At 32.6% G+C, this 13,510-nt stretch carries 11 protein-coding genes; 9 read left to right on the forward strand and 2 right to left on the reverse strand.

The genetic code is table 11. The features are described from left to right. Positions 1 to 32 precede the first annotated feature (32 nt). Both FF125_RS10275 and FF125_RS10280 read right to left on the reverse strand, forming a co-directional pair. On the reverse strand, positions 33 to 1,166 hold the full coding sequence (locus FF125_RS10275) for an ABC transporter substrate-binding protein (RefSeq protein WP_138949684.1): 1,134 nt from the start codon (positions 1,164 to 1,166) through the stop codon (positions 33 to 35). Positions 1,167 to 2,505: 1,339 nt separating this feature from the next. Further along, positions 2,506 to 3,282, reverse strand: coding sequence for an O-methyltransferase (locus FF125_RS10280; RefSeq protein WP_138949685.1), 777 nt, complete (start codon positions 3,280 to 3,282; stop codon positions 2,506 to 2,508). On the opposite strand from FF125_RS10280, the gene FF125_RS10285 reads away from it, so the two are divergent. From FF125_RS10285 to FF125_RS10325, 9 genes are all read left to right on the forward strand, one after another. Next, complete coding sequence (locus FF125_RS10285) at positions 3,281 to 4,150, forward strand: polysaccharide biosynthesis/export family protein (RefSeq protein WP_250629730.1); 870 nt, start codon at positions 3,281 to 3,283, stop codon at positions 4,148 to 4,150. The two genes, FF125_RS10280 and FF125_RS10285, sit on opposite strands and share 2 nt — an antisense overlap. Positions 4,151 to 4,156: 6 nt before the next feature. Then, positions 4,157 to 6,613 carry a polysaccharide biosynthesis tyrosine autokinase gene (locus FF125_RS10290; RefSeq protein WP_138949686.1) on the forward strand — a complete coding sequence of 819 codons (2,457 nt, stop codon included), beginning with the start codon at positions 4,157 to 4,159 and terminating at the stop codon, positions 6,611 to 6,613. A 127-nt stretch (positions 6,614 to 6,740) separates the two neighbouring features. Continuing rightward, positions 6,741 to 8,042: a nucleotide sugar dehydrogenase gene (locus FF125_RS10295; protein ID WP_138949687.1), complete on the forward strand. Its 1,302-nt coding sequence runs from the start codon at positions 6,741 to 6,743 to the stop codon at positions 8,040 to 8,042. A 152-nt stretch (positions 8,043 to 8,194) separates the two neighbouring features. Next, on the forward strand, positions 8,195 to 8,521 hold the full coding sequence (locus FF125_RS10300) for a GIY-YIG nuclease family protein (protein ID WP_138949688.1): 327 nt from the start codon (positions 8,195 to 8,197) through the stop codon (positions 8,519 to 8,521). A gap of 134 nt (positions 8,522 to 8,655) precedes the next feature. Further along, positions 8,656 to 9,711 carry an NAD-dependent epimerase gene (locus FF125_RS10305; protein ID WP_138949689.1) on the forward strand — a complete coding sequence of 352 codons (1,056 nt, stop codon included), beginning with the start codon at positions 8,656 to 8,658 and terminating at the stop codon, positions 9,709 to 9,711. Between the two features lie 189 nt (positions 9,712 to 9,900). After that, positions 9,901 to 11,646, forward strand: coding sequence for an N-acetylneuraminate synthase family protein (locus FF125_RS10310; protein ID WP_138949690.1), 1,746 nt, complete (start codon positions 9,901 to 9,903; stop codon positions 11,644 to 11,646). A gap of 53 nt (positions 11,647 to 11,699) precedes the next feature. After that, complete coding sequence (locus tag FF125_RS10315) at positions 11,700 to 12,059, forward strand: four helix bundle protein (protein ID WP_138949691.1); 360 nt, start codon at positions 11,700 to 11,702, stop codon at positions 12,057 to 12,059. 97 nt (positions 12,060 to 12,156) lie between these two features. Continuing rightward, positions 12,157 to 12,744: a KdsC family phosphatase gene (locus FF125_RS10320; RefSeq protein WP_138949692.1), complete on the forward strand. Its 588-nt coding sequence runs from the start codon at positions 12,157 to 12,159 to the stop codon at positions 12,742 to 12,744. An 8-nt stretch (positions 12,745 to 12,752) separates the two neighbouring features. After that, positions 12,753 to 13,493 (forward strand): cytidylyltransferase domain-containing protein, encoded by a 741-nt coding sequence (locus tag FF125_RS10325; RefSeq protein ID WP_138949693.1) that lies wholly within the window; start codon positions 12,753 to 12,755, stop codon positions 13,491 to 13,493. Positions 13,494 to 13,510 lie beyond the last annotated feature (17 nt).

Below are 13,510 nucleotides of genomic sequence, written 5' to 3' on the forward strand. Positions count from 1 at the left end.
TATAAACTTCAGACCATATGCACTTTGTAATCTCAATTTAATTTTTGTAGATATACAGGTTCATAGGTAGGTAATAAATCAGGATGTGTAATTTTAATAATGTCTTTCAAAACAATATGAGGTTGCACGGGAGCCAATTCGTAATACAATGCTCCGCCTGCTGCCCCTTTTTTCTGAGTAAAGGAAAATACCTTATTGTTCTTAAAAGCATCAAATTTCACATAATGCTCGTTGGCTTGTTCTAACTGCTCTAAGCTAGAATAATGACCTGGAGCTATCCATAATTCAGCATGTTGACCTTTATCATAAACAGATTCAAAACTGAGTGATAAACTTCCTTTTCCTTTTGTATCTGCCCAAAGGTAATTGGTGTTGGCATCTTTTAAGAATTTTGCTACAAAACTTTCGCCAGCAGGTAAATTCCATACATCTTTGTAAAGTACACCAGAGAGGATGGATGGTTTTGTCGTCGCTTTTGTTGCTATGGCGACTGCATCTTTATAATCTGCTTCAATAGCCGTGAAAATACTGTCTGCTTCTTTTTCTTTATCGAAAAATACCGCAAAAAATTTAATCCATTCTGCTCTACCTAGTGGTGTTTCTTCTAACCAATCACCATTTAATACAACGGGAATTCCAGCTTTTTCAATGGTATTGAACATTTTATTGTTATTGCTCATTGAAAAACCAATCAAAAGTTCAGGGGCTATATCTAATAAAATTTCTGTATTGATACTTTCTTCATTACCCAGTTCAGTAATTAGATTTAAATCAATCCTATTACGGGTTTTGGAAGAAGAAATGTATTTTAAATTAGGAAAACCAATTAATGCATCTTCTTCTCCTAATAACTCTAACATAGGAATATGAGTAGTAGAAGTAACGACGACTTTCTCAACAGGGGTTCTAATTATTTTAAGTGTTTTTAAACTATCAGGTATATTGTTTCCTTTTGGAATAATGAGATACTCCAAAGCTTCTTCTGCATTGGGGTATGGGGTTTTAATGATTAATTTTTTAAAACCATCAAAATACTGTATATCAAATCCTTGAGCGTACGTAACTGAAGTGTTTGTATTTATTTTAGGTGAAGGCTTTTGCTCTTGTTTACAAGCGATAAATAGAACGACTGTACTAAGAAACAGTAGTGATTTAATAATTTTCATTGAACGATTTTTGTCATTACAAATGTATTAAAAATTAGAGGATAATACATGCCATTTTTTGTTAACCTGTCATTGCGAGGAGCATAACGGAATTTCCTTCAGTTAGCACTTGTGTTTTTATGCGACGTGGCAATCTGTTAATCGCTCCTCGGTACTCATTCAATCAAAAACACTCCCCTTAGCCCCTCTCAAGAGGGGAATTTGTTCGTCATTGTGAGGAGCTTAACGAAATTATTTATGATAGTACTTACATCATAAGTGACGTGGCAATCTCATTTATGATACTCCAATGTCAATTTAATTATAACTCTATTTTTAAAATTTTGGAATTTTAGATTTGTTTTTTATTTGAGATTTGAGATTTGAATTTTGGAATTTGTTCGTCATTGCGAGGAGCATAGCGGGAATTTCTTCAATTGGTACTTGTATTTTTTACGCGAATTGGCAATCTGTTTATTGTTACTTAGAATTAAATTGATTTAAAACACTCCCCTTAGCCCCTCTCAAGAGGGGAATTTGTTCGTCATTGCGAGGAGCTTAACGAAATTATTTATGGTAGTACTTACATCATAAGTGACGTGGCAATCTCATTAATTATACTTCAATGCCAATTTAATTACAACTCTATTTTTAAAATTTTGGAATTTGAGATTTGTTTTTTATTTGAGATTTGAGATTTGAATTTTGGAATTTGTTCGTCATTACGAGGAGCATAATGGAAATTTCTTTTATTTTTACTTGTGTTTTTTATGCGACGTGGCAATCTCATTAATGATACTCCAATGTCAATTTAATTATACTCTATTTTTAAAATTTTGGAATTTGAGATTTGAATTTTGGAATTTGTTCGTCATTGCGAGGAGAATTAATTATGTCTTCGGTCAATTGGTTTTGCTTTTGTTATTCAGTTCAAAAACACTCCCCTTAGCCCCTCTCAAGAGGGGAATTTGTTCGTCATTGCGAGGAGCATAACGAAATTATTTATGATAGTACTAACATCATAAGTGACGTGGCAATCTCATAAATTATACTTCAATGCCAATTTTATTATAACTCTATTTTTAAAATTTTGGAATTTGAGATTTGAATTTTGGTATTTGTTCGTCATTGCGAGGAGCATAATGGAAATTTCTTTGATAGGTACTAATAATTCAAGCGACGTGGCAATCTGCTCATTGTTACTTAGAATTAAATTGATTAAAAACACTCCCCTTAACCCCTCTCAAGAGGGGAATTTGATTGTCATTGCGAGGAGCAGAATGAAATTATTTTCGATTAGTACTTGTGTTTTTATGCGACGTGGCAATCTCATAAATGATACTTGAATACCAATTTTATCCTAAACCCTCACCACAAAAGCCTCTTTCTCTTGTTCTTTTCTAAAGAATACAATGCCCCAATAAAAAGTATCTATACTAACGGTAACACTTGCGTGGTTTTTAATATATTTCCACGCTTCTGACATGCCTTTGCTCCAATAAATATCATCAAATATAAAGACAGATTCATTATGGATATGTGGTAAACAGGCTAGAAAATAATCGATGGTGGCTTGTTTCTGATGGTTTCCGTCAAAATAGATAAGGTCAAAGGTGTTATTTTTTAACACGTTAGGTAAGGTCTCAGCAAAGCTTCCGATCTCGAGGTCAATATTTTTTAACCCAAATGTTTCAAAACTATCTATTGCAATTTGAGCGGTATTAGGGCAACCTTCTAAGGTCGTAATTGAATGAGTTGACTTTGCCATTCGCATCGCTGCCGTTGAAATCCCTAATGAAGTTCCAATTTCTAAAGTGTGTTGAATATCAAAATAAGCTACGAGTCTTCCTAATAATTGTGCTCTTTTTAGGGTGATACCTGCATTTTTTGCAATATCTGTGACTTTTCGTTCCTTTTTATCCAAGGCTTTTGAACCTGCTCCAAAATCTTTAACCGTGATACTGGCGTTATTCTTTACTAAAGAATGTCTATAATCACGTAATTTTGAATACCAAGGTTTCTCTGTTTTATCGTAAAAACAATCCGTTAACAACTTAAAAACAAAAGGAGAATGCACCCCATGTTGATTTGTCGATTTAAATAAAAAGTTAAAAAAATATTTAATTTGAAATAGCATGTTTATATTTTTAACCTGCAAAATTAAGGATAATAGAGATTTTAAAATTATATTTGCCGACAAGTTAAAAAAACTAATGCTACGTACCATTTTAATCATATTAAGTTTAGGTTTATTACTAAGTTCTTGTATTCCTAAAAAAGAATTGACCTATTTTCAGGGAGAACCTTCTGCGAATAAAGAAATGTATAAAATCTTAAATGAACCTTATAAACTGCAGGTTAATGATATTTTAGATATTAAAATAAAAGCCAATGACGAAACATTGGTGGCGTTATTTAATCAGTCTGTAAGTCAAAACATTGGTAATGCTGGTCAAGTGAATGCAGATCAATTTTATTTAAGTGGTTATACCATAGACCGTCATGGAAATATCAGAATTCCTTATATAGGTGAGCTAAATGTATTAGGGTATACGGAGAAAGAAGTGCGAGAGAAAATGGAGTCTGAATTAGCTAAGTATTTTAAAGATCTTGATGATGTTTTTATCACGGTTAAATTAGCAGGCATTCGTTTTACGGTATTGGGTGAAGTTTCAAGGCCAGGTGCAATAGTTTTATTTCAAAATCAAGTAAATATAGTGGAAGCCATTGCCAGTGCAGGTGATATAGCAATTACAGGTGACCGCAAAAGAGTAACCATTGTGAGAAAACAAATAGATGGTACCAAAAAAATAAGGTTGGATTTAACAGATATAAATGTTTTTTCTTCCGATGACTATTATATTCAATCGAATGATGTTATTTATATTGAACCCTTGAAACAAAAATCTTGGGGTACAGGTACTACCGGTGTACAAACCTTTACGACTATCGTATCTGTATTGTCTTTTGTGACCACCACTATTTTATTAGCTAAAACTTTATAATAGATAATGAAGCAATTAGATAAATTTAATCTTAATGTTAATGATATAAAATCTTTTGACATCAAGGAATACATTTTTAAAGTACTTTCACATTGGAAGCTGTTTTTAGTGATGTTATTTTTAGGAGTGCTTATTGCGTTTTATGTAAATAAACGGGCAGTACGTTTGTATAGCCTAGATAGTATTATCACCGTTAAAGAAGAGCAAAATCCGCTATTTAATTCGAGTACAAATATTGCCTTTAATTGGGGTGGGCCAAGTGATAAAGTGGAGAGTATCATTACCATATTACAATCGAGAACCCATAATGAAAAGGTGGTCAGAAAATTGGAGTACTACGTCAATTATTTGCAAGATGGGAGTTTTAGAAAAGAAGATGTATATGGCAAGGTGCCCTTTTCAATTTCAATGGATACGTTGAGTTATCAGCTTTTAAATACACCTATTAAATTGGAGTTCCTAGAAGATAATGAAGTGATGGTTTCTGTAGATTTTGAGGAAGAAAAATTTTCTTTAATTAATTATAATTCCAATGTCACGGAAAGTTACCATACAAATGAAAACAAATTTTCAGAAACATTCAAGATAAATAGTATAATAAAAACACCTTTTTCTGAATTTAGAATTACCCCGAAAAGAGTAGGTGCTAATTTGGAAAATTCTACTTATTATATCGTATTTTCAGATTTTAACGGAACGGTTAAAAAATATCAGAATATAAAGGTAAGTAGCAAAAAAGATGGTACTTCTATCATTGAATTGGTATTGACTGGTGCAAATAAAAAGAGAATTGAAGATTACATCAACACTTCCGTATCGGTGTTGGATATCGACCAACAAAAACAGAAAATTGAATATGCCCTGAGAACTAAAAGGTATATTGATACCGTTTTTCATGATGCGTCTACAAATCTTAAAAAAATTGAAGAAGACTTAGGGAATTTTAAACAACAAAGTGGGGTTTATGATTTAAGTTCACAGGGGCAAAGTCTATTAGACGGAGTTACTGAATTAGACAGGCAGCAGCAAGAAGTGAATGATCGGTTACAGTATTATGACAGTTTAGAAGGTTATATTACTTCTAATGATGAAATTGGGCAGGACATCCCCGCACCTGTAAATTTAGGTATTGAAGATGCCAATATTACCAAAAATATTGTAGAGTTAGTAGAACTGTCTAAACAAAAAAAGAACTTAGAACAAACGGTAACACCAGATTATCCTCCATTAAAAAATATTAAAGACAATATTGATATTACGCGTAATGTGGTGTTGGAAAATTTGTCTAATTTAAAAAGTCAAACCATAACTAACCTTAATAATATTAAACGCAGAATGGGGACGTTTAATTCTCGTTTAAATACCTTACCAAAAAAAGAACAAGGGTTGATTAAATATGAACGTAATTACAACATAACGGCTACTAATTACGAATATTTAAAACAAAAGCAATATGAAGCAGGTACGGCTATTGCAGCAAATGTTTCAGATATAAAAATATTAGATAAAGCAAAAGATGTAGGGCAAGGCCCTATTAGCCCAAACACTAGGTTTAATTATTTAGTGGGAGCCTTATTAGGGCTGGGCTTACCGTTTATTTACATTTTGATTAGAGAAGGTTTAAATAATAAAATAATAACAGTTGAAGAAATAGAAAAAACCTATAAAATACCAGTATTAGGAGTTATTGGGAGTGGTAAAATAGAGAGTTATTTAGCGGTGTTTGATAGTCCAAAATCATCGTTGTCTGAATCGTTTCGAGCCTTACGTTCTAATATCCAATTCTTATTTAAAAAAGGAGGAAACTCTAAAACGGTTGTTATTACTTCTTCCGTGAGTGGAGAAGGTAAAACTTTATGTTCAATCAATATGGCATCTGTTTTTGCCATGAGTGACAAAAAAACCATATTAATTGGATTGGACCTTAGAAAACCAAAATTACATGATGATTTTGATGTAAGTAATGAAACAGGTGTTGTTAATTATTTGATTGGTCAAAAAGAATTGAGCGAAGTAATCCAAACGACAAGAATTCCAAATTTAGACATTATCACTTCAGGTCCCATTCCACCGAATCCGTCTGAGTTATTGATTAGTGATCAGGCTGAAGAAATGATGGTGTATTTAAAAGAAAATTATGACTATATTATCATAGATACACCTCCGGTAGGTTTGGTAGCTGATGCTATAGAACTCTTTAAATATGCTGACGCTATTATGTATATCATCAGACAAAATTATACCCAACGAGGTATGCCTAAGATGATTGATGATAAATATATAAATGGTGAAGTAAAAAATATCAGTTATGTATTAAATGATTTTAAAATAAAAGACACTTATGGTTACGGCTACGGTTACGGCTATGGTTATGGATACGGTTATGGTGGTTATGGTAAATATAATAATGGTTATCATTCCAATGAAAAATTACATTGGTTAAAAAAGTTATTTAAAAAATAATTTTTCAAGAAAATTGACGTTTGTTTAAACATTAATGAGATTGCCACAGGCACTTTAAATTTGTAGTCTAATTATTAAGCTACTTGAATGCCTTCGCAATGACAATTGTAAAATGACAAAAAAAAGTATGAAAGAAACTAAAATTGCAATAATAGGTTTAGGATACGTAGGTTTACCATTAGCGGTAGAATTTGCAAAGAAATACCAAGTCGTAGGGTTTGATATCAATACTAAGAGAATTAATGAGTTAAGAGGAAATAATGACTTTACGTTGGAAACTTCTTCCGAGGAGCTAGAAGGGGTGAACGTTACTTCGTTGGATGGTTTAAAAGGTTCAAAAACGGGACTTTGGCTTACGGATAACCTTTCAGATATTGAAATGGCAAACTTTTATGTGGTTACGGTACCAACTCCAGTAGATAAGAGTAATAGACCTGACTTAACACCTTTATATAAAGCAAGTGAAACGGTAGGTAACGTATTGTCTAAAGATGATGTAGTGGTTTATGAATCAACCGTTTTTCCAGGAGCAACGGAAGATGAATGTATTCCAATTTTAGAAAAAGTTTCAGGCTTAGTTTATAATAAAGACTTTTATGCTGGGTATTCACCAGAAAGAATAAATCCGGGAGATAAATTACATACGGTTACTAAAATTTTAAAAGTGACTTCTGGCTCAACACCAGAAATTGCGACCTATGTAGATAATGTCTATAAATCGATTATTGTTGCCGGAACGCATTTAGCCCCATCTATTAAAGTGGCTGAAGCGGCTAAAGTAATAGAAAATTCACAACGCGATATCAATATAGCATTTGTGAATGAGTTGTCTAAAATATTTCGATTAATGGGTATTGATACACTAGAAGTGTTAGAGGCGGCCGGAACAAAATGGAATTTCTTACCATTTAGACCGGGCTTAGTAGGAGGGCATTGTATTGGTGTAGACCCCTATTATTTAGCTCAAAAAGCCATGGAATTAGGATATAATCCTGAAATTATATTAGCGGGTAGACGCTTAAATGACAGTATGGGACCTTTTGTAGCACAAGAGTCTGTAAAAATGATGATTAAAAAAGGAATCCCTATCAAAGGATCTAATGTATTGGTATTGGGAATTACTTTTAAAGAAGACTGTCCTGATATTAGAAATTCAAGAGCCATTGATATTGTTCGCGAATTTGAATCATTTGAAGTAAATATAGATGTTTATGATCCTTGGGCTACTGCTGCAGAAGTTAAACATGAATATGGAATTGATTTAATCGTCAATGAAAGTGATATTAAGAAAAAATATGATGGTGTAATAATAGCCGTTTCTCATAAGGAATTTAAAGTGTTAGACCTTTCAAATTATTGTGCAGATGATCATATTGTTTTTGACGTAAAAGCAACATTACCGAAGGATAAGTCGGATAGTAGGTTGTAAAAAATTCAACTGTCAATTATATCAAGTAAATTCGCCACTGTCATTCAGAGCGTAGTATAACGGAGCGAAGAATCTGCTAGATTGGAGTTAAAATTTGACAGATTCCTCCTACGTCGGAATGACAGGTATGCGTAATACAAAAAACGGTATTTATGAACATCGGTACTAAAGAAATTCACTCATACCATGTGTACATAATTACAAACAAAAACAAAACCGTTCTTTACATAGGGGTAACAAATTATTTGGCAAAACGATTATTTCAACATTCAGAAAATATTAAATTAAATAAAAAATCGTTCGCCTCAAAATACAATTGTGAATATTTGATATATTTCGAGAAGTTTACTTGGATTCAAGAAGCAATTGGAAGAGAGAAAGAAATAAAAGGTTGGAGTAGGAGTAAAAAAGAGACATTAATAAAGACAATTAATAAAAATATGGAATTTTTAAATGATTTGTTTCCGTATCAATCGTAATTGTCAATAGGTTTAGATAATAATAGCATCTGTCATTCAGAGCGAAATGCAACGAAGCGAAGAATCTGTAAAATAGAGTAAAAATTCAACAGATTCCTCCTACGTCGGAATGACAATTATAATAAAAAAATTGAATGATTAACAAAAAAGAAAAGGTCCTCGTAACCGGAGCAGCAGGCTTCATAGGCTACCATTTATCTAAATTATTGACAAAAAATGGGTATGATGTTGTTGGTATAGATAATATAAATGACTATTACGACCAAAACTTAAAATATGCGAGGCTTGAAGATTTAGGAATAGCACGAGATAAAATTGCAGACAATGTTCCGGTGAAAGGAGACATTACTTTTGTAAAGTTAGATTTACAAGACAAAGAAAATCTGATGGAACTTTTTAAGCGTGAAAAGTTTGATTTTGTGGTTAATTTAGCAGCTCAGGCTGGGGTGCGATATTCTATTGAGAATCCTCAAACCTATATAGACAATAATATTACTGGTTTTTTAAATATCTTAGAAGGTTGTCGGAATTATCCAGTAAAACATTTAGTCTATGCATCATCAAGTTCTGTTTATGGATTGAGTGAAGAAATTCCTTTTTCAGTAGATAGTCATACGGATCATCCTATGGCAATCTATGCGGCCAGTAAAAAAGCCAATGAAATGATGGCCCATTCGTATTCACATTTATTTGGAATTCCAAGTACAGGCTTACGTTTCTTTACCGTGTATGGCCCAATGGGAAGACCTGATATGGCGTTGTATTTATTTACTAAAGCAATTGTAGAAGACAAGGAGTTTGATGTATATAATCATGGAAACATGAGTAGAGATTTTACGTATGTAGCTGATATTGTAGAGAGTATTAAAAGATTACTACCCTTAGCTCCAATGGCTAACAATCCTAATTTTGACCCTAAAAAACCAAAACCATCTTCAAGTACAGCTCCTTATCAACTCTTTAATATTGGTAATAATAGTCCGGTTCAATTGATGGATTTTGTTAAAGGCGTAGAAAAGGCATTAAACAAAAAGGGTAAGATTAATTTAAAACCAATTCAGCCGGGTGATGTACCAAGTACCTACGCTAATGTTGAAAGTTTATTTGATTACATCGATTTTAAACCATCAACCCCCATTCAAGAAGGTATTGATGCCTTTGTGGCAAAGTATTTGGAAATGAATACATAAGTAAGTAGGCAATTTCCAGTAGCAGTTGGCAGTTTCTTCTGTCATTTGGTGAGGAGTACCATTACACCTGTCATTCAGAGCGAGCAGAAGAATGATAGTTGATTAGGAGTGATTCAAAGCGAGTGAAGAATCTCATAATTGAAATGACCGAGGATTGATTATTATAGAAATAGAATAAATAATATACAAGTGAAAGTAAGAGCCATTATTCAAGCAAGAATGCTTAGTAAAAGATTACGAGGAAAATCTTTAATGTCAGTTAATGAAATCCCATTACTTTATAGAGTAATAAATTCTGTAAAAAACCTTGATTTTATAGATGAAATTATGGTAGCTACCACAGATTTAATTGCTGATGACCCTCTAGAAGCGGCAGTTAAAGAATTAGATGTTTCAATTTTTAGAGGAGATGCCTTAGATGTATTGAATCGTTTTGTTGAAGCAAGTAATGATTTAAATGAGCATGATGTTATAGTTCGTTTTACGGCTGACAATCCTTTGTATACTTCAGAAATTTCCAAATTGGCCTTCCAAAGTCATGTGGAAGGAAAAGTAGATTACACTCATGTTGATGGCTTATCGCATATTGTTCCTGAATTTTTTAATGTAGGTGCCATTCGCGAAGCACAAGAGTTAACGAGATCATCTTTTGATAGAGAACACGTAACTCCCTTTTTTAGAAAGAATCCTAATTCCTTTGCTATTTTAGAATTACCTAATGATTTTAAAGGCTTGCGTCCTGATTTAGATGCGTATTTAACTATTGATACAAATGATCAACTAAATGCATTTGAAGAAATGCTGACCGCTACTAAATTTGATATAAAAGAGCTTAGTTTAAAGGAGCTGTATACCTATTTAGATGGAATAAAACATACGCCAAAAGCTACAAAACAAAGAATTAAATTAGACAAAACTTGGGTAGGAGAAGAATATCCTACCTATATCATTGCAGAGATAGGTCAAAACCATAACGGAGAAGTTCGGTTAGCTAAAAAGTTAATTGATATGTCCGTTGATGCAGGAGCAAGTGCTGTAAAATTTCAAAAAAGAGACATTCCTTCTGAGTTAACAAAAGAAGCTTTCGATAAACCTTATGATAACCCAAATTCTTTTGGGGTAACCTACGGAGAACATAGAATGTTTTTGGAGTTAGATGAAGCACAGCATTTAGAATTAAAAGAATATGCCTCTGCAAAGGGGATCACTTACTTTTGTACGCCCTGTGATGTACCCTCAGTAGATTTGTTAGAGCGTATCGATTGTCCTTTTTACAAAATAGCATCAAGAGATTTAACGAATATACCGTTATTAGAAGCCTTAGGTAAAACAGGTAAACCTGTAATCATATCAACAGGTATGGCGAGTATTGAAGATATAGATGCTGGTATAGAGGCATTGCAATTGGGTAAGGATAAATTAATGATTTTGCAATGTACGTCTCAATACCCATGTGCATTAGAAAATGTGAATCTTAAAGTAATGGATACACTGAAAGAACGTTACGGATTAATTACCGGATTTTCTGACCATACATCAGGTGTTGTTGTTTCGACGGCTGCTGCTGTTATGGGGGCTGCGATAATTGAAAAACACGTTACTTTAGATAGAACCATGAAAGGTACAGATCAACCGGGGTCACTTGAAAGATCAGGACTTAATAAATTGGTTGAATACATTAGAGCTACTGAAATTGCTATAGGAGACGGACTGAAAGAGGTAAACCCTGCCACGGCAGCTGCTAAAGTTAAATTAGCGAGAAGTGTTACTAGTAAAGTTGATATCAAAAAAGGAGATGTACTAACGGATGAAATGATCTGTTTAAAATCACCCGGAGATGGAATCAAATGGAATGATAGAGCTATAATTGTAGGTAAAAAAGCGATAAAAAATATTGAAGCAGATGTAACGCTTACGGTTGAGGACTTTGAATAAGTAGGAAGTTGGAAGTTCGGAGTGGGAAGTTGTGAGCATTAAGATTTAATATTATGGAGGCACAATTTAAATTTGAAAAGCTTATAATTTGGCAAAGAGCTATGGATTTTGGTGAAGAAATTCAACAAATAGAGCGGGATTTTCCTAAAAAAGAAATTTATAATTTATCTTCACAAATATGTCGGGCAGCTGATTCCATAGCATTGAACATATCTGAGGGGGCGATTTTACAATCAAAACTTGAATTCAAAAAATTTATGGGTTATTCTATTCGCTCTTTGGCTGAAGTAGTGAGTTGTTTACATAAAGCAAAAAGACGAGAATATATTACTGAAAAGCAATTTAAAGATTTATATGAAGAATCATTTAATATTATGAATATGATGATTTCTTTTAGAAGTAAAATTAGATAGGAGTGGCAAGTTAGAAAACGGAAGCAATGAAGTGTTGTAACCTAACTTTTCACTTCAAGCTTCTAACTTCCCGCTTCTAACAAAAACTTAAACAGACATGAGTAACTCAAAATCAAAAACACCCAACTTCAAGCTTCCAACTTCAAGCTTCCCACTTCTCACTTCAAACATAAAACTCTTCATAACTGACATTGATGGCGTTTGGACCGATGGCGGTATGTACTACGATACAACGGGTAATGAATGGAAAAAATTCAATACCTCTGATAGTGCTGGAGTTCTTTTTTTGAGATTGTTAGAAATTCCAACAGCCATAATTACTGGAGAAAACACACAAATAGTGCAACGTAGAGCAGATAAGTTAAAAATTGAAGATTGTTTTTTAGGAATAAAAGATAAAGTGAATGTTGCTGAAAAGTTATTAAAAAAATACAAGCTAGAGTGGTCAGAAGTGGCGTATATAGGTGATGACATAAATGATATTAAACTACTCAGAAAAGTAGGCTTAAGTGCTTGCCCTGATAATGCACCAGACTATATAAAATCTGAAGTCACTGTAGTTTTAGCAAAAAATGGAGGAGAGGGTGTTTTTAGAGAATTTGTTGAAAAATATTTAGGGGATAAAAAGCTGCTAACTAAAGCAATTGATTTATTTTTACAAGATAAAAGTAAATTAAATCAATAATATCGTTAATGACTGGAATCATTATACAAGCAAGAAAAGGATCTACAAGATTACCCAATAAGATGGTATTACCTTTTTATCAAGAAAAAGGAGTATTAGAATTATTGATTGAAAAATTAACAACACATTTTCCGACTAATAAAATAGTATTGGCAACTACCAATAACCCTTTAGATGATGAATTAGTCAATATCGCAGAAAATCACAAAATTCAATATTATAGAGGAAGTGAAAATAATGTGTTAGAACGTTTTATAAATGCTGCTGTTAAGCATAATTTGAAAACAGTAGTTAGAATTTGTGCCGACAATCCATTTTTGGAAATGGAACATATTTTCAAATTTATCGATGAAATAGAAAGTGAAAACGCGGATTATGTCAGCTATAAATTACCAAATGGACTGCCAACAATTAAATCTCACTTAGGTTTATTTACTGAAATCGTTTCTTTAAAGGCTTTACAGAAGGTGAATAAAAGTACTTCCTTATCTTTGTATCAAGAACATGTTACTAATTATATTTATGAACATCCTGAAGAATTTAAAATTAAATTGATAGAAATGCCAAATTATATGGACGATACAGAAAATATACGGTTAACTCTAGATACTATTGAAGATTTTAAATTAGAGCAGCAATTATATCATGAAATGAAGGGTGAATCTATTGAACATTTGGTAAATTATTTGAAAAAAAACCAAAGGTTACAGCAACAAATGCAGCAAGAAATAAGTAAACACACAAAGTAGTATAACAAATATTATTT

It is taken from the genome of Aureibaculum algae, from assembly GCF_006065315.1.
Taxonomy (GTDB): Bacteria; Bacteroidota; Bacteroidia; order Flavobacteriales; family Flavobacteriaceae; genus Aureibaculum; species Aureibaculum algae.

Coding starts and splice junctions, on each gene's coding strand:
- FF125_RS10305 (WP_138949689.1), top strand. CDS start 8,656: ATGATTAACAAAAAAGAAAAGGTCCTCGTAACCGGAGCAGCAGGCTTC.
- FF125_RS10275 (WP_138949684.1), bottom strand. CDS start 1,166: ATGAAAATTATTAAATCACTACTGTTTCTTAGTACAGTCGTTCTATTT.
- FF125_RS10285 (WP_250629730.1), top strand. CDS start 3,281: ATGTTTATATTTTTAACCTGCAAAATTAAGGATAATAGAGATTTTAAA.
- FF125_RS10300 (WP_138949688.1), top strand. CDS start 8,195: ATGAACATCGGTACTAAAGAAATTCACTCATACCATGTGTACATAATT.
- FF125_RS10325 (WP_138949693.1), top strand. CDS start 12,753: ATGACTGGAATCATTATACAAGCAAGAAAAGGATCTACAAGATTACCC.
- FF125_RS10290 (WP_138949686.1), top strand. CDS start 4,157: ATGAAGCAATTAGATAAATTTAATCTTAATGTTAATGATATAAAATCT.
- FF125_RS10315 (WP_138949691.1), top strand. CDS start 11,700: ATGGAGGCACAATTTAAATTTGAAAAGCTTATAATTTGGCAAAGAGCT.
- FF125_RS10320 (WP_138949692.1), top strand. CDS start 12,157: ATGAGTAACTCAAAATCAAAAACACCCAACTTCAAGCTTCCAACTTCA.
- FF125_RS10295 (WP_138949687.1), top strand. CDS start 6,741: ATGAAAGAAACTAAAATTGCAATAATAGGTTTAGGATACGTAGGTTTA.
- FF125_RS10280 (WP_138949685.1), bottom strand. CDS start 3,282: ATGCTATTTCAAATTAAATATTTTTTTAACTTTTTATTTAAATCGACA.